This window comes from Maribacter sp. R77961, from assembly GCF_044594925.1.
GTDB lineage: Bacteria > Bacteroidota > Bacteroidia > Flavobacteriales > Flavobacteriaceae > Maribacter.
The window spans coordinates 1,469,540-1,488,488 of the sequence record NZ_CP138991.1; the positions used below are offsets into that span (position 1 = coordinate 1,469,540).

Below are 18,949 nucleotides of genomic sequence, written 5' to 3' on the forward strand. Positions count from 1 at the left end.
TTTATAAACCGTTTGATATGCTTTAGTTTTTCATAAACTGCCACCATTTTTTTTCTGGCTCACCGTAATACCCATATCCGTATTTACCTCCGTATCCTAAATCCGAATTCTTTACGGCATTTACAACAAAGGCCAAGTTTTTAAGTTTACCTTCCTCCTTTAACTTCATAGGGTATTCCAACACTTTCTTGTCCGTACTGTCTGCTTTTACAACGTAAAGAATTTGATCTGCATATTCACTAATGAGTAAAGTATCCGTTACTGCCAAAATGGGAGCACTATCCAATATAATATAGTCATAAGAATCCCTTACCTCTTCAATAAGTTCACTCATTCTGCTACTCATTAATAGTTCCGTGGGATTAGGTGGTATTTTCCCGGAATAAATTACATCTACTTTATTTTCGTTAACGAATTGCTCATTCGTTATCGACTTTACGGTGACCGTCTTGTCGTATAAATATTCGGTAAGTCCTATTCCTACGTCCCTCTTATTACTACTGGCACTTTCTCCTCCATAGAACGTATACAATTTAGGATTTCTAATATCAGCTCCTAAAAGTAAAATTCGTTTTCCCGTGTTGGCAAGTATCATAGTTAGGTTAGAAGATACAAAAGTCTTTCCTTCACCAGGCACACTAGAGGTAACGAGGACAACATTTTTCTTACCGCCATCCCCTTTGGATTTCAACAAATAATCAAGGTTGGTCCGTAAAATACGTAAGGACTCCCCAAGAACGGATCGGTCATTAACACCCACCATTTTCACCTGATTTTTCGTTAGCTTAGGAATCTCGGCAAGTACTGGTATGTTTTTGATGAGTTTTTCCAATCCAATTTTATTATGGATTTTACTATCTAATATTCCTTTAAGATATATAAAGGAAAAAGGCACCAAGAAACCAAAAATCATAGAAGCCAGATAAATAATAGGCTTTTTGGGTGAGACCGGCATTGATGACGGATTATAAGCGTAGTCTATAACTTTGGATTTAGGCGAGGCGGAAGCAAATGTAATTTGTGACTCCTCACGTTTTTGAAGTAAATAAAGATATAACTGCTCTTTGGTTTGTTGCTGTCTGGTAATATCCCTTAACGCCCTTTCGTTTTTAGGCGACGAGTATATCCTAGAATTCATCACTGCCATCTGACTACTTAGATTGTTTACCTGAAGGTTTAAGCTATTGGTCATACCACTTAAACTGGACTTCATACTATTTCTAAGACCATCTATTTGTTGATCAAGATTAACGATAATCGGGTTTTTTTCGTTGGAACTTTTCAAAAGACGCTTACGCTCTAAAACCAACTGGTTGTATTTGGCTGTAGTACTTGCTATGGACGCATCGGCCAAACCAATATTAGAGGGCAATACCTCATAACTATCCTGTTCATCCACATAGTCTTTCATAGAGTTCGCAATTTCTAACTGCGTTGACATCTTTTGAAGCTCTTGCTGATTAGCCGCTCCAACGTTCATATTAATATTAGCCTGCGAAGCAATATCCGTTAAGCCACGCTCTGTCTTAAAATCTTGAGCAGACTGGTCTATAGAAGAAAGGTTGTCGTAAATACTAGAAATTCTATCGTTAATAAAATTAGAGGTATTATCTGCCAAAGCCTTCTTATCCTCTATGGCATTGTTATTATACACATAAATAAGCCGATCCAGAATCTTCTTTGCCTCTTGGGCACTTGCATCATTTAGACTTAAATTCAAAATATTTGAATATTCCTTAGATTGGGTAATAACGGTTCCTTTCTTATAAGCCTGGGCCACTGCCGTTACGGGTACGAGACTAATTTTAAAAAGCCTTCCTTTTCCCCTTGCTATATGCTCAGGATTGGGTAAAAGAACAATATCTCCTATCGCTTTTGTAGAAATCTTGTTACCAAAAGCATAATTCTTAAAATCGGACAAAGGCTCTCCTTCAACAATTTCCTGAAAACCAAAGGAATTTTCTGAACTTAAATCTACCATAAAAGTAGCTCCTGAACGATAAATTATACTATCTGAAGCAATGAAATTAACCTTAAATGGTTGTTCCTGATAAACTTGGGAATCCTTGATATTACCAATTTCAATAATTTTTAAATTCAAATTTAAATCGATGACAACATCAATAAAATTAGATCTTGAGTTTAGGATTTCAATTTCATCCTCTACTTTATTCTTACCTGCCCCAAGAAAATCTAAATCTTTGAAAAGATTTAGTTGTGGAGAAGAGTTTTTTTCTTCGATTATTTGAATTTTGGCCGTAGCAGAATACTTAGGTACCGAGTAGCGAATAAAGATATACCCTAATATCAGTGCCGTAAGTATAGAAAGTACAAACCATATCCAATGTTTAGAATAGGATTGTATAATTGCCTTTAAGTCGAAATCGTTTCCTGTATTAGGAGACATATTTGTATTTGAGCTCATTGCTATTTTTATTAAACTAGTTTCTAGTTAAGATGATTACGGTTGATGTAATTAGAATGGATGCGATAGAGACTGCTATGGTTGCCCTATTGTCCAAAGCAGAGGCCGTAACGGCTGATTGATTTGGTTCTACATAGACCACATCGTTTTGCGTTAGATAATAAACAGGGGATTTGGTCGCTTCTTTCGTAGTTAAATCTATTCTATAATATACTTTAGTACCGTCAAAATCCCTGATGACCAAAATATTGTTTCGTTGTCCTTTGATCGTAAGGTCACTTGCAAGACCTAATGCCTCCATAATGGTAATTTCTTCGCCGTTTATTTGGTACGTACCTGGTCTGTTTACTTCTCCTAATATACTAACGGTAAAATTTTGTAATCGTATATTGATAATAGGATTCTTTAAATAATCAGCTAAGCGCTCTCTTAAAAGGACCCTAAGTTCCTCAGGAGATAGTCCAGAAATCTTAAGCTTACCGATTACGGGAAAATCTATTTCACCAGCTTGGTCCACTAAATAATCTACTTGCTGTACGGTTCCACCAAGCCCACCTTGCGTATCATTCGGCGCTCTGTACAAATTAAAAGGTGCACTGGCCTCTGGGTTAAGGGTAGAAATATGGATACTAACAACATCATCTACCTTAAATTTAGGAATAAAAGAATCATTGTCTACTATAGTTTCAAAGGAACCAACATCTTGAAAATACACAACATCTTTCTTTGAGCCACAAGACGACACGGTTGCTAAAAAAAGCAATAGAAAAAATCCTTTAAAATAAATAGAAATACTCTTGATCATGGTTAGGGTTTTAAATCGGTTATTGTTAAAATTTAGGTTGTAGCACCTTAGTTTTAGACTTATTTATATTAATGACCTCTGGCTTATCTAAAGAACAAAGTTCAGAATTATTAGAAATATATTCCGGCACTATTTTCTTCATAAGTTTCACTGTATTGTCATTAAAAAAGATATTAGAGATGCAAAGTTCATCTATCATGTACCTTACGCTTGCGTAATCCAGATCACGCACCTTACTGATCATAATCTTCTTATGATAGGTAGGCAAGGTATTCTCACCATTGGCAAGCAGTTCCTCGTATAATTTTTCACCAGGTCTTAATCCTGTTATCTTAATGTCAATATCTTCGGGGTATTTCAAACCGGAAAGATTGATCATATTTTTCGCTAAATCAAATATTTTAACCGACTCGCCCATATCAAATAGGAAAATCTCTCCTCCCTTACCCATTGCGGCCGCTTCCAAAACTAACTGCGAAGCTTCCGGAATGGTCATAAAATATCTGGTGATATCCTTGTGTGTAACCGTTAGCGGCCCACCTTTTGCAATTTGCTTTTTAAACAAAGGAATTACAGAACCATTAGACCCGAGTACATTTCCAAAACGTGTGGTAATAAATTTGGTCTTTTTCTGTTGTTGCATACAACTTATGTACATCTCCGCAATTCGTTTGGTAGCTCCCATAATATTGGTTGGGTTAACTGCTTTATCGGTAGAGACAAATACAAACTTATCAACGTCATATTGTATGGAGAGGTCTACGATAGCCTTAGTGCCCGCAACATTTATTTTTATGGCCTCGTAAGAATTATACTCCATTAAAGGCACATGTTTGTAAGCAGCTGCATGGAATACCATATTTGGCCGGTATTCTTGAAAAAAGGCATTCATTCTGTTCTTATCTCTAATATCGCCTACAATGGCAATAAAATTATGATGCCCGTTCTGTTTTAATTCTTGCTGTAAATCATAAAGCGCTGATTCTGCTTGATCCACAATAATTAAACTTTTATAATCGTAATTGGCTATTTGGCGCACAATTTCACTTCCTATGGACCCGGCACCGCCAGTGACCATAATAACCTGATCCTTAACTTGGTTAGATACTTTCGATTTCTTGATCTCAATAGGCATCCTATTCAATAAATCCTCAATCTGAACTTGCTTGATCTGAGATACGTTTAATTCTCCGTTGATCCAATCATCGATATGCGGAACAATTTTAACCTGTACCGGATAATCCACCAGACTTTCCAACAACAGTCGTAATCCATTAGCGTCAATATTTGTGATAGAGACAATAATTTCAGAAATTTCCTTGGTTACAAAAAAGTTATTGGAAAGTAGTTTTTTGTTGAAAACCGGAATTCCATTAATGTTTTTTCCTTGCTTCTTAGGGTCGTCATCCAAATACCCTAATACTTTTGTTTCACTACCGGAATGACTTGTCAGTGCATTATAGGTTAAAATTCCAGCTTCCCCAGCGCCATATATTAAGATGTTCTTGGAGGCTTTGAAATTTTTGACCAATCCATAATAAAGCGATTTAAAAACATACCTTGAGGTTGTTAATGCAATAAAACCTATTAAACTATGAATTATAATTATGGATAAAGGAATTGTGAAATTTTCGAGCAATACAAATTGTCTATTGGTCAAGACAAAAAATATGGTAAGGACACTGGACAGGCAAATAGCATTAAAGATATTATAAACATCACGTACCCCCGTATGACGCACCACTCCTTTGTAAGAACCCGTGACCAGAAAAGATACGGCGGCGATAGCAATAATACAAGGCAGTTGCATCAATAGCATGTCAATATCAAAACCGAGGGTTAAATTAAACCGTACGAGATAGGATAATACAAAGGCAAAAGCTATGGTAGCTAGGTCAATACCAAATACAAGCCATTTAGACGCGTATTTCTGAACATTGTTTGTGAGGTAGTTTTTAATCATTTTTTCAATGCTTTTAGTATCACGTTCATTATTCTAGACCGATCCTCGTCTGTTAAGTTTGAACCACTTGGCAGACATAGTCCTTTACTGAATAATTCAGATGATACTCCGTTAAGTTTATTTGGGTAATTTTTAAATATGGGTTGTTCGTGCAAAGGTTTCCATAAAGGCCTAGATTCAATATCATCTGTCAGTAAGGCCAAGCGTAAATGCTCCCTTTGTTCGTAAGATTCCATAACAATGGTCGTTAGCCATCTATTGGAATGAAAACCTTCCGGTTCTTCTAAAAATTGTATGGTATCAAATTGTTTCAAATTCTCCTGGTAGAAGGCGTGGTTCGCTCTTCTTGCGGCTACTCTATCCTGCAATACTTCTAACTGACCTCTACCTATACCGGCAAGGACGTTACTCATTCTATAATTATAACCTACATGCGAGTGCTGATAATGAGGGGCATCATCCCTAGCCTGTGTGGCAAGGAATATAGCTCTATCTCTCGTCTTCCAATCTTTACTGACAAGTGCTCCACCGCCAGAGGTCGTGATAATTTTATTTCCATTGAAGGAAACAACGCCTAGCGTTGCAAGATTACCGCATTTTATATTCTTATAAGTACTTCCCAGTGCTTCTGCGCTATCCTCTATGATCGGAATATCATAACGCTGGGCCACTGCGTTCACTTCGTCAACGAGGTATGGCATACCGTATAAATGTACCGCAATAATAGCCTTAGGCTTTTTGCCTTTAGCCATTCTTTCTTTTATGGCTTGCTCTAAAAGTTCAGGACATATGTTCCAAGTGCTTTTCTCGCTATCTATAAATACAGGTATTGCTCCTAAATATAATATGGGGTTAGCGGATGCCGAAAACGTAAAACTCTGACAAAGCACTTCATCGTCTCGCTCTACTCCAAGAATTTCCAGTGCCAAATGTAAAGCAGCCGTTCCGGAGCTAAGCATCGCAACTTCGGCAGATGCTCCCATATATCCGGATAAACTTTCTTCAAACTTGGTCACATTAGGACCTAAGGGAGCAATCCAATTGGTATCAAAAGCCTCAGCGACATATTTCTGCTCGTTATGGCCTAAATGTGGAGATGAAAGATATATTTTTTTTGTTTTGCTCAAAGGTTAGGCTTTAATACATAAGAATTTCGGATTACAAAAATATACATCTCAGTTCTTAAAAAAGTAAAATGACTTTTAATTTCGTTAAAGGAATTAAAATCTCGGTTATCTGCATTTATTCTATTTTTTATCCTAAAATACCTTCATTTCATAGCACTTGCCTTACAACTCTTACACTTTGCCCTGTCTTTTGCAAAAACAACAAAGATGAAACAAAGTTACCATTCTATATCTAGATCATCTAAAGATATGTGAAAATATTCTTAATTTTTTTAAACAATCATCGGGCCTTAAATTGTTGATAACCAACTATTTTTTGTTAAAAAAAATATTCCATTTTAACTAAATAAACTTACAATTACGTCATAATTTCGCACAAAAAAACTAGGGATTGTATACACCTAAAAAAACCGCTAATTCCTGAATTTAAGTCTTCAAAAATAAAGTTCACTGTTATGGACATGTTTTGAACGATTAATCTTTCGCTTTCGTCGTATTAATTAAAGCCTTGATTGGTCCTGTCCTAACTTTGATTGTTTAGAATACATAATTGCCCCAAGAATGAAAAAGAATTACAAAAGCCCCATTATTTTATTTGTATTGCTCTTAACGCTTGTGCTGAACAATAAATTGTACGCTCAAGCAAATATAGAGGGAGAATGGGGCGCTCCAATCGAAACATTTTCCATAGTTCCTGTTGCAGTAGCCAATTTACCGGACGGTAGGCTCATTACCTGGTCTTCGCGGTTTCCGGAAACCTTTTTAGAGACTGGTGACGGACAGACCCACACGCAGATTTTTAATCCCGCTACGGACACTACGGAGCCAGCAACTGTATCCAACACCAACCATGATATGTTCTGCCCGGGCATTAATAATTTAGCTGATGGCCGTATTCTCTCCGCCGGTGGTGTAACGGATCAAGAAACCAGTATTTATGATCCAGCCACAGGAACATGGAGTGTTGCAGCGCGGATGAATATTCCAAGAGGCTATCAGGGTAATGTGACCACGCCAGAAGGTTGGGTCTTTACCTTAGGAGGCTCCTGGAGCGGTAGCAATACGCCAAGTACCAATGGCGGTAAAGATGCAGAAATTTGGAGTCCGGAAACAGGTTGGAAAAAAATACCCAATATTCAAGGCAAAAATATCTTCACTGATAATGATCTAGCTTTGGAGTTACAAGGTTTATATCGCGTAGACAATCATTTATGGTTGTGGCCAGCCTCTGATGGTTCCTTGTTCCATGCAGGACCAAGTGAAGAAATGCATTGGATGGATATATTGGCCAATGATGGTCAAGGCGAAATCATTAGCGCGGGTCTAAGGGGAGATTCCTATTCCATGAAGGGAACAACAGTCATGTTCGACATAGATAAAATTTTAAAGGTCGGTGGTGCAGAATCTTATGGTGGCAACCCATATTCCGGAGTTAGGCCAGCAAAAAATGAAACCTTTGTCATTGATATTTCGGGAGGCTATGGCAGCACACCCACGGTTACTCCCTCTGGTCTTTTACAAGAATCTAGGACAATGCACAACAGCACGGTATTGCCCAACGGAGAAGTATTGGTCACAGGAGGCCTGGACCATGCCGAGGTTTTTACGGACACCGGTGCAAGATTAAATGCGGAAATCTATAATCCGGTATCCAATTCTTGGAGACCGGTTGCGGGTATGGCAACACCAAGGACCTATCATAGTGTAGCGATTTTAATGACCGATGGTCGCGTGTTCGTTGGTGGTGGCGGTCTTTGTGATTCCCCTGACTACATAGCTTGTAATAACTGGACAAATGCGGAGATATATAGTCCACCTTATTTATTCGATGCGGGAGGAGCCTTGGCGGCAAGACCCACTATTACGGCACCGGATACGGCAGATTACAATACCACTATCAATGTAACGGGATCTACAGGTGTACAAGAATTTAGTTTGATACGTTTCTCGGCTGCTACGCACAGTACCAATAACGAACAGAGACGAATTCCGGTATCTTTTTCTGGAACCGCCGGGAACTATAATGTAAATATTCCGGACAGAAATTTATTGCCTCCAGGCTACTATATGCTTTTTGCCTTAGATGCCAATGGAGTGCCCAGTGTTGCAGAAACCATTCAAATAGGATCGGCGCTACCCCTACCCTTTGATTCCAGTTTGGTGCTAGACCTTCAGTTTGAAGACGGTGCAGGAACGACCGTTTTTGATAATTCCATCTATAATAATGACGGAACTATTCGTCAGTTTGATAATACCGGAGCAGAAGTAGCGGCAACAGAACAGGTTTGGGGAGCAGGATTATACGGAGGCGCACTCGAATTTGATGGTTATGAATTTAATAGTAACTCCATTATAGACATCCCTTATGATGAGGCTTCTTTGGGAACCATACGGCAAAGTGTAACCATGAGTGCTTGGGTATACCGCAGTGTAGATCAGCTTACCCCGGATGGAAGAGCACCTAACGTAGCTATAGTAGCCCATGAATACCCGGATCTCTTTTTTGGATACCATAATAGTCTTTACAAATGGGCTTTTCTCACTACTACTGGACTGGTAGAGTGCTATGCTGGTTACGATGATCTGGACGGATGGGTACATTTAGCGGCAACTTATGATGGCGCTACCGCTAGGCTATATGCCAACGGTATTGAAATCTGTAACAAGCCAATAACGGGAGATATTCATTTAGCGGATGTTCCCTCAAGACAAGACGCATTTACGGTGTCAGGTTTTTATGAAGACGGTACGCTTACTGGCTTTTTACCCGCTTATTATAATGGAAGCAATGTCGTTGATGAACTGGATGGACAACTTGATGAGGTTAAAATTTGGAATCGTGTTCTTGATCCCAACCAAATACGAGCCATTTACCAAGACGGCCTTGACCTTCCAGAAACTACGGTACAGGATTGTCCTTTGGAAGGAATTATTAATGCGGAATATCGCATAGGCACGGGGCCTTGGCAAGATGTGGTCAATAGAACTATTGAAACCGTAGAAGGCCAACAGGTTTTTATAAGGGCTAAAGCCTATGGTGCACAATATTTTGTGACCACTACCGAAGTAGACGGACCAACATTTGATTCCAATACGGATTTAGATGTGGACGGTGCCTACCAGATTGATTTAAATTTAGATGGTAGTGATGGTCTTGGACCAGAAAGTAACGATGGTCTTATAGACCAGCGCAGTCAGGGACAATATGCCTTGACCACCGCAAACGGTTGCCCTACCGTAATACAAATCAATGTAACCCCTGCTTGCGGAACATCGGTTCCCAACCCATATCAAAGTCAGGATGTAGGCGCGGTCGGTGTTACCGGTGTATCCTGTGAAGATGGTGGCGTTATTACCGTTAGAGGTTCTGGTTCCGATATTTTCCTTGGAACGGACGAGTTTCATTTTGTACATAGACAATTGGACGGTAACGGTGAGATTATTGCAAGGGTAAACAGTTTAAACAATACCAACAACTTTGCAAAAGCTGGAGTAATGATGCGAAATAGCTTGGATGGAAACTCCAATCACGCTTATATGGCCATGTCTCCTGATGGCGGAATTGGAGAGCCTGCACAATATTTTCAGTGGAGGTCAGCTGCTTCGCCAAATTCCGGATCAACCACTGCGGCACCTTTGGCATTTGGTTCTTTGGTGCGTATTGTTCGTTCAGGGAATACCTTTACAGGATCCGTATCTACTGATAATGGTATTACTTGGACCGAAGTGGGCTCTCAAAATATCACAATGGGTACCACCATTTATGTAGGTTTGGCAACAACATCACATAACAACACGGTCATTACGGAAGCTACCTACCAAGACCTACAGTTTAATGCCGAAGCCGCAGGGACTCCTCCAACGGCGGATATTACCAACCCTATTGCGCCGGTTTCAGGAGAAATTCCCTTTACCGTAGATTTTGATGCCACTGGGTCTTCTGATACCAATGGCAGTATTACGGACTGGTCTTGGGACTTTGGAGATGGTAATACAGGGTCAGGGGAAACCATTTCCCATACCTTTTTAACCCCAGGCACGTACACTGTAACCCTAACGGTAACCGATAATGACAATGAAATTGATACGGCTACCGTGGAAATTACAGTAAACCCCACGGCAGATTGCAACGGAACTGCTATTAATGCGGAATATCGTATCCCTAGTATAACTGGGGGAGCGTATATAAACGCCAATCCTTTGGAAGATATTACCTTGACGGCCGAAGAGGGAGAACGGGTTATTTTAAGTATTGAACCAGCCACCAATCCAAGTGACGGAAACCCTTTGGAGTTTGAAGTGGAATATAATGATGGCGTTAACCCACCTACCATTGTAAAAGTAATGAATGCATCGGATTACGATGTTGCGAGTATTACAGCAGCACAGTCCGGTACGTATACCATGCGATCTAATCAAGGTTGCTCCGTTGACATAACGCTCAATGTAGGCGGTTTAGACTGTGTTAACGATGTCCGCGCCGAGTGGGCAATTAATGGGGTGTTTCTGCCAGAGGCACCAGATTATAACCAAGTCGATGTTACCGTAACGGAAGGAGATACGTTCATCATAGCTATGAATCCTAACAATATTCCTTTCGAAGTCGTATTCAACACAGTACAATTAAAAGATTTTAGCACACAAGATTATGCTTTCCCAGCGGATATTGCATTAACAGATGCCGGTCTTTACACCATAAATACGGGAGTAGGAGGCTGTTCTACGGCTATTAATTTAATCGTGAATGCATTGGATTGCGAAAACGACGTACGGGCAGAATGGGCTATCAATGGAACTTACTTCGAAGCGCCAAATTATAATACCGTAGATGTCACGGCACAGGCTGGAGATGCGTTCATCATTACCATGAACCCAAATAATGTAGCGTTTGAAGTCTTATTTGAAGGAGCCGTAGTACGAGGCTTCGATACGGCCGATTATATTCTTCCTGCTAACCTTACGACCGCAGATGCAGGTAGCTATGTGATCAATACGGAAACGGGCGGCTGTAGTACCGGTATTAACCTTACGATAGATGCTTTTGACTGTGAAGATGAAATACGCGCAGAATGGCAAGTGAATGCAGAAGGCTATCAAGTAGCCCCGTCTTATACAACCATACCTGTAAGCGTGGAAGAAGGAGATAATTTCCTAATCGCTATTGAACCTAATGTCGCCTTTCAAGTGTTGAAGGATGGTATTGAAGTTCGTGGATTTGGTACAGCGGATTATGTTTTCCCCGCGACATTGACCGCTGCAGATACGGGATTGTATACTATTAATACGGAAGCGGCAACAGGTTGTTCCACGGCCATTGATTTGACCGTAAACACCTTCTCCTGTGATGTGGATGATTTACGGCCACAATACACGGTTGACGGAAAAACCTTTCAGGCACAAGATATTGGGGATTTAACGATTACCGCCTTTTATGGAATGCCTTTGACCCTAGGTATATTTCAAGATGATATTGCCTACCGGGTACTGGATGCCGACAATAATGAAGTAAAACCGCTGAATCTAGATGCTTTTACCATACCTGCCATGTTAGATACCAACGTAGGGCCGTATACCATAGAAACGGCAGCAGGTTGTACCAGTACCTTTACCATCAATTTGGAATGTGGGGATAATTTTTACTACATCACTAGAAATGGAGTAGAATACAGTGGGGAAAACTTTATCCCTATTAATGAAGGAGATCGTATTATTTTATTTTCTGATTTAGACCCCTCGGCGGATGTTACCTTTATCTATCCTGATGGCGTTACGGTTGCCAATCAGCCTACTTTGGATTTATTACAGGTAGATGCCACGGACTCCGGTATTTACACCCTTTCTGTTGCGGGAGGGCTATGCACCTATGAAATAGACATCCAGGTACAATGTGATCAGCCTCCGGGTATTGACATGTACCTTAATTTTTATGGCAATCAAGAACTGAACGTAGAGGCCTACTCCCTTGGAATAGGGTCTGATACTCAGCTGGGCTTTTTGGGGATTACGGATTATACCGTTACCGCACCGGATGGTACAGTTTCCGTTGGTGAAATGGATTTAGGCGAAATTACGGTTGCGGACCGAGGTGTCTATACCCTATTGCCCGATGGCGGCTGTCCCTACCTGTTCTTCTTAGAAGTATGTGACGGTGAACCTGCGGTACCGGAATACACCATTAATGGCGTAACCACCCAAGGTTTTGGACCTATTTACCTTAAGGGTAATGTGGACTCCTTTCAACTGGGCATGGTAGGCAACCCTAACGGCGTTGTGGTTTACCCAACGGGTCTAGAAAGATATAATGGCGTATCCGATTTCTTCCCCAGAGCTGGTTGTGCACTGCAGGGCACTTGGCAATTTCGTAATGATATTGGTTGTGACCTAGGATCTGTAGAAGTCTATGTAAGTTTAGATTTTGCAGATTATAATGGAGACATTACCGTAAATGGTACGGTCATTACCGATACCGATGTAAGCCTAAATCCAGGGGATCCTTTTACATTGGCACATCCAAATTTAACCGATTATGATATTGTAGATCCTAGCGGAAATGTTATTTCAGGGGCATTGAACATTGCTTCATTGACCACTGCGGATGCTGGTAGTTATATATTAGTGAACAATGACGTTCCTCAACGCTGTTCTGTACGCATCAATTTGATCGTAGGTGGCTGTGATACGTCCGATTTTGTACCGGAATTCAGGGTGAACACGGAACCCTTACAACAAAATCTCAACTTTACGACGATTGATTTCGGCGACCAATTTTATTTAGGTCTAGATTCCTTAGGAGCATATACGGTAACCGACCCATCAGGAACGGTAACCAATGGTGCTTTGACCATACCGAGTGCGGCAACATCGGATATTGGTGCCTACACTTTAACCGATAACAGCGGTTGTAGTATCATATTTAATCTGGATGTAATTTGTAACGGAGCAGGAAATCTGGTTTCGGAAGTAACCTTCTTTAACTTCACCTATACTGGTGTCTCCAATATTGGTGTGGATGTGGATGCTTCGGTAGACTTGGGTATTCAGGGAGAAACCAATTTTGTAGTGGTATCACCAGATGGAACGGTTAATACCCCTGGCACCTTTACTTTCATTGCATCTGCTGCGACTCAAGGATTGTACGAATTGCGTTCTGAAAATGGAGGATGCAGCACTACGGTCTTTATTGGGGTTTGCGGAACAGATACGCTAGTTGCCGAATACAGTATAAACGGCGCACCCTTGGTAACCGGAAATACGCAAATAGATCTCAATGAAGGGGATTCCTTTAGTATTGGGGTGGAAAATTTAAACCCAAGTAATTATAGTATAATAGACCCTTTCACGGGAAGCGTTACGAACGGAACCTTTACTATTGCCGCCATTACCACCGCGTATACGGGTACATGGCGTTTAAGCAATAATCTAACGGGCTGTGTACAAGATGTAGCAATAGTAGTTACCGCTACAACGGGGAACGAAGCACCTATAGCGGTAGCCGCAGCGACACCCTTAAATGGTAATGCTGCCCTACTGGTGAATTTTGATGGTAGTGGTTCTTCAGATGATAATGGAATTGTTACTTATAGCTGGGATTTTGGGGACGGTAGCCCTATTGAGACTGGACCGAATCCTACACATACCTATTTAACAGGTGGTGTATATACGGCTACACTTACTGTAACGGATAATAATGGAGTTGACAATGTGAACACCGATACGAATACGGTAGTTATTACCGTAAATGCGGTTCCCGTTGCGGTAGTCGTGGCAGACCCACTTTCAGGAGATGCACCTTTATTGGTAAACTTTACCGGTAGCGGTTCAACGGATGACAACGCAGTGGTTTCCTATGCATGGGACTTTGCCGATGGTAGTCCACTGGATACCAATGCGGATACCTCCTATACTTTCAATACACCAGGTACTTATGACGTAGTATTGACCGTGACCGATGCCGAAGGACTTTCCGATACCGAGACCGTGACCATCACCGTGACCGATCCTGTCGTGAACGAAGCTCCGGTCGCAGTAGTCGTGGCAGACCCGATTTCAGGGGATGCACCTTTATTGGTAAACTTTACCGGTAGCGGTTCAACGGATGATACTGCCGTGGTTTCCTATGCATGGGACTTTGCCGATGGTAGTCCGGTGGATACCAATGCGGATACCTCCTATACTTTCAATACACCAGGTTCGTACGAAGTGGAACTGACCGTGACCGATGCCGAAGGACTTTCCGATACCGAGACCGTGACCATTACCGTGACCGATCCTGTCGTAAACGATGCGCCCGTTGCGGTAGTCGTGGCAGACCCGATTTCAGGGGATGCACCTTTATTGGTGAACTTTACCGGTAGCGGTTCAACGGATGATACTGCCGTGGTTTCCTATGCATGGGACTTTGCCGATGGTAGTCCGGTGGATACCAATGCGGATACCTCCTATACTTTTAATACGCCAGGTTCGTACGAAGTGGAACTGACCGTGACCGATGCCGAAGGACTTTCCGATACCGAGACCGTGACCATCACCGTGACCGACCCTGTCGTGAACGATGCGCCCGTTGCGGTAGTCGTGGCAGACCCACTTTCAGGGGATGCACCTTTATTGGTCAACTTTACCGGTAGTGGTTCAACGGATGATACTGCCGTGGTTTCCTATTCGTGGGACTTTGCCGATGGTAGTCCGCTGGATACCAATGCGGATACCTCCTATACTTTCAATACACCAGGTTCGTACGAAGTGGAACTGACCGTGACCGATGCCGAAGGACTTTCCGATACCGAGACCGTGACCATTACCGTGACCGATCCTGTCGTGAACGATGCGCCCGTTGCGGTAGTCGTGGCCGACCCACTTTCAGGGGATGCACCTTTACTGGTAAACTTTACCGGTAGCGGTTCAACGGATGATACTGCCGTGGTTTCCTATTCGTGGGATTTTGCCGATGGTAGTCCGCTGGATACCAATGCGGATACCTCCTATACTTTCAATACACCAGGTTCGTACGAAGTGGAACTGACCGTGACCGATGCCGAAGGACTTTCCGATACCGAGACCGTGACCATTACCGTGACCGACCCTGTCGTAAACGATGCGCCCGTTGCGGTAGTCTTGGCAGACCCTATTTCAGGGGATGCGCCTTTATTGGTAAACTTTACAGGTAGCGGTTCAACGGATGATACTGCCGTGGTTTCCTATTCGTGGGACTTTGCCGACGGTAGTCCGGTGGATACCAATGCGGATACTTCTTATACTTTTAATACACCAGGTTCGTACGAAGTGGAACTGACCGTGACCGATGCCGAAGGGCTTTCCGATACCGAGACCGTGACCATTACCGTGACCGATCCTGTCGTAAACGATGCGCCCGTTGCGGTAGTCGTGGCCGACCCACTTTCAGGGGATGCACCTTTACTGGTAAACTTTACCGGTAGCGGTTCAACGGATGATACTGCCGTGGTTTCCTATTCGTGGGACTTTGCCGACGGTAGTCCGGTGGATACCAATGCGGATACTTCTTATACTTTTAATACACCAGGTTCGTACGAAGTGGAACTGACCGTGACCGATGCCGAAGGACTTTCCGATACCGAGACCGTGACCATCACCGTGACCGACCCTGTCGTGAACGATGCGCCCGTTGCGGTAGTCGTGGCAGACCCACTTTCAGGGGATGCACCTTTATTGGTCAACTTTACCGGTAGTGGTTCAACGGATGATACTGCCGTGGTTTCCTATGCATGGGATTTTGCCGATGGTAGTCCGCTGGATACCAATGCGGATACCTCCTATACTTTCAATACACCAGGTTCGTACGAAGTGGAACTGACCGTGACCGATGCCGAAGGACTTTCCGATACCGAGACCGTGACCATTACCGTGACCGATCCTGTCGTGAACGATGCGCCCGTTGCGGTAGTCGTGGCCGACCCACTTTCAGGGGATGCACCTTTACTGGTAAACTTTACCGGTAGCGGTTCAACGGATGATACTGCCGTGGTTTCCTATTCGTGGGATTTTGCCGATGGTAGTCCGCTGGATACCAATGCGGATACCTCCTATACTTTCAATACACCAGGTTCGTACGAAGTGGAACTGACCGTGACCGATGCCGAAGGACTTTCCGATACCGAGACCGTGACCATTACCGTGACCGACCCTGTCGTAAACGATGCGCCCGTTGCGGTAGTCTTGGCAGACCCTATTTCAGGGGATGCGCCTTTATTGGTAAACTTTACAGGTAGCGGTTCAACGGATGATACTGCCGTGGTTTCCTATTCGTGGGACTTTGCCGACGGTAGTCCGGTGGATACCAATGCGGATACTTCTTATACTTTTAATACACCAGGTTCGTACGAAGTGGAACTGACCGTGACCGATGCCGAAGGGCTTTCCGATACCGAGACCGTGACCATTACCGTGACCGCTGATAATTGTGCAGGCAGCATTACGCCCATGTATGTAATAGAAGGGGTATTGGGTCAAGGTTTGTCAGAAATCATCGTACCAGTAGGGACGCCCTTATTATTGACTACAGTTCAGCGCATCCCTTTCAGTATCACACGACCTAATGGAGAAGTGGTGGAAGATAACATTAACATTAAATTCTTTGAGTTGGAAGATGCAGGAACCTATACATTTACCAATGAAAGTGGCTGTAGCTTTGATTTAACGGTTCAAATAGATTTAAACGGAGCTTTAACGGCTGACAACGATTTCGGTACCTTGGTATTGTTTCCAAATCCTATTACCGACCAGAATGTAGCCATAGATATGAGTGCCTTTGTTGGCGAATCCATGACTGTAGGACTCTATGATATTAGCGGCAAGTTACTACAACAATACCTGGTTCCAGAAACACATGAACCTACCGTAATTTTTGACTTGCCCATCTTGAATGCAGGTATTTACCATGTAATTATTGGTTTGGACAGTACAGGGGAAGTAGTATTACGTAAACTGATAAAACGTTAGTTCTTTTCGAACAATTCTCTGGACCAGACAATACAGTAATAAAAAAGGCCACTGCTAAAGTGGCCTTTTTTTATTGGTATTTTTAAATTGAATCTAAACTAAGGGAGTAAATAGTTTAAAAACTCCTCTAAATTGGTGTAACCATCCCCATCATCATCTCCGTTATGGTCTTGGACCATTGGATCTAAACCACGACTTCTTTCCCATGCATCATCCATACCATCTCCGTCATTATCTTGATAAATATTTTCTGAACAATCTAAATTGATTTCATCCTCATAAAAACCATCTCCTCTTAATGTGCCCGAAGTAGGGCGAGATTCTCCGCTAAAAAATCTAGAAAGTATGTCTGCATCATTATTATCACTAGGAAGAGCACCAACATTATCAAGAATTTGCAAATTACTTGACGATATCGCCTCAATACCACTTTCTTCATACGGTACATTTACCTTGAAATCGGCAATTACCGGTGAATTTTCTTCTAACAATCCTCCATTATTTAAGTCTATATTATCAAATAAATAAAGTTCAGTATTAGGTCTTTGTTTATCAGTTCTATTTTCCCCAGCCTCAGTTAAATTGAATCGATATCTATTTTTATTAGAGTTAGACCTTTTGTAAACATTACCAATATAACTTGTCTTTAATCCATATGTAATTACTCCAATCGTACCTACATCATAGATAATATTATTAATTATTTCAGCTCTTAAATAATCGGTAACTTCATTGACCTCTATTGCATCTTCTTCTCCAAAATCAGCAAACCATGGTGCTGTCCCGGGAGAAGAAACTAGAGGAGCTCTGTCGTTACCAAAAGCAAAATAATTATTATATAATGATAGTTTTTCACACCCAGAAGACACAAGTACTAGATGATTATTCTGCGAACTAATCGAATTTTGAATAGTAATATTTTTAACATATGCAGAGTTTGGAGTGTTCCAAGCTACACCAGCATTTGCGACTATAAAATTTTCGTTGTTGGAAAAAGCTACAGAACAATGGTCAATAACGATATTTTCTATAGTCGTTCCTAAATTCCAATTTTTAACTGTCAAACCGTCGTAACTAAAACTATTCGGATTGTAACCTCTTCTTATTCTTAGATTTCTAACTATAACATTAGAAGCCTGAACAGATAATTCATTTCCTGTAATAGAAATTCCCTGTCCGGGCGCAGTTTGACCTGCAATCGTCAAATCGCCATTCCTAATATTAAGTGGTGCTTGCAGTTTAATCGTACCACAAACTTTAAATATTATCGTCCTTGTACCTGTTCCTTCAATACCAAACCTTAAAGAACCTATTCCCGAATCATTTAAATTTGTCACCTCATATACATATCCCCCTCTACCTCCAGTAGTATTCCTACCAAAACCCTCCGCAGTTGGGAAAGCCTTTAATTCCATAGCAAAATCATCGGTTGGGTCATCCTCCGGAATTGGCTCTTCCTCAACAGGTGTTTCCTCTTCAGCAGATTCTTCTTCAGCAGCTTCTTGTTCTTCTAATAAAAGCTCAGCTTCGTTTTGAGCTATCATTTCTGCAAATAAATCGGAATCCTTTGCACAAGAACTAGAAAGTAATAACACAGTTACGGTGAGAAAAAGAAGTGTAGGCTTCTTTAGTAGGTTTTTAAATAAATTCATAAG

The 18,949-nt window shown here is 41.7% G+C and carries 6 protein-coding genes; 1 reads left to right on the forward strand and 5 read right to left on the reverse strand.

Features of this window, described 5'->3' with window-relative positions:
• Positions 1–22: 22 nt before the first annotated feature.
• The 4 genes from SJY09_RS06445 to SJY09_RS06460 are packed head-to-tail and all read right to left on the reverse strand — an operon-like array spanning position 23 to position 6,320.
• Complete coding sequence (locus SJY09_RS06445; RefSeq protein WP_396638139.1) at positions 23–2,425, reverse strand: GumC family protein; 2,403 nt, start codon at positions 2,423–2,425, stop codon at positions 23–25.
• A 16-nt stretch (positions 2,426–2,441) separates the two neighbouring features.
• Entirely contained in the window at positions 2,442–3,230 is a 789-nt protein-coding gene (locus SJY09_RS06450) for a polysaccharide biosynthesis/export family protein (protein ID WP_396638140.1), read from the reverse strand.
• Between the two features lie 25 nt (positions 3,231–3,255).
• Positions 3,256–5,193, reverse strand: coding sequence for a polysaccharide biosynthesis protein (locus SJY09_RS06455; protein WP_396638141.1), 1,938 nt, complete (start codon positions 5,191–5,193; stop codon positions 3,256–3,258).
• Positions 5,190–6,320, reverse strand: coding sequence for an aminotransferase class I/II-fold pyridoxal phosphate-dependent enzyme (locus tag SJY09_RS06460; protein ID WP_396638142.1), 1,131 nt, complete (start codon positions 6,318–6,320; stop codon positions 5,190–5,192). Before SJY09_RS06460 ends, SJY09_RS06455 begins: the two co-directional genes overlap by 4 nt.
• Positions 6,321–6,881: 561 nt before the next feature.
• Between SJY09_RS06460 and SJY09_RS06465 the strand changes: the two genes are divergently transcribed.
• On the forward strand, positions 6,882–17,294 hold the full coding sequence (locus tag SJY09_RS06465) for a PKD domain-containing protein (protein ID WP_396638143.1): 10,413 nt from the start codon (positions 6,882–6,884) through the stop codon (positions 17,292–17,294).
• A gap of 98 nt (positions 17,295–17,392) precedes the next feature.
• Here the strand turns inward: SJY09_RS06465 and SJY09_RS06470 are convergent, their stop codons facing one another.
• Positions 17,393–18,889 carry a hypothetical protein gene (locus SJY09_RS06470; RefSeq protein WP_396638144.1) on the reverse strand — a complete coding sequence of 499 codons (1,497 nt, stop codon included), beginning with the start codon at positions 18,887–18,889 and terminating at the stop codon, positions 17,393–17,395.
• Positions 18,890–18,949 lie beyond the last annotated feature (60 nt).

Excerpts from the sequence above, each read along its gene's own strand:
- SJY09_RS06445 (WP_396638139.1), bottom strand. The coding sequence starts at position 2,425 with ATGAGCTCAAATACAAATATGTCTCCTAATACAGGAAACGATTTCGAC.
- SJY09_RS06450 (WP_396638140.1), bottom strand. The coding sequence starts at position 3,230 with ATGATCAAGAGTATTTCTATTTATTTTAAAGGATTTTTTCTATTGCTT.
- SJY09_RS06455 (WP_396638141.1), bottom strand. The coding sequence starts at position 5,193 with ATGATTAAAAACTACCTCACAAACAATGTTCAGAAATACGCGTCTAAA.
- SJY09_RS06465 (WP_396638143.1), top strand. The coding sequence starts at position 6,882 with ATGAAAAAGAATTACAAAAGCCCCATTATTTTATTTGTATTGCTCTTA.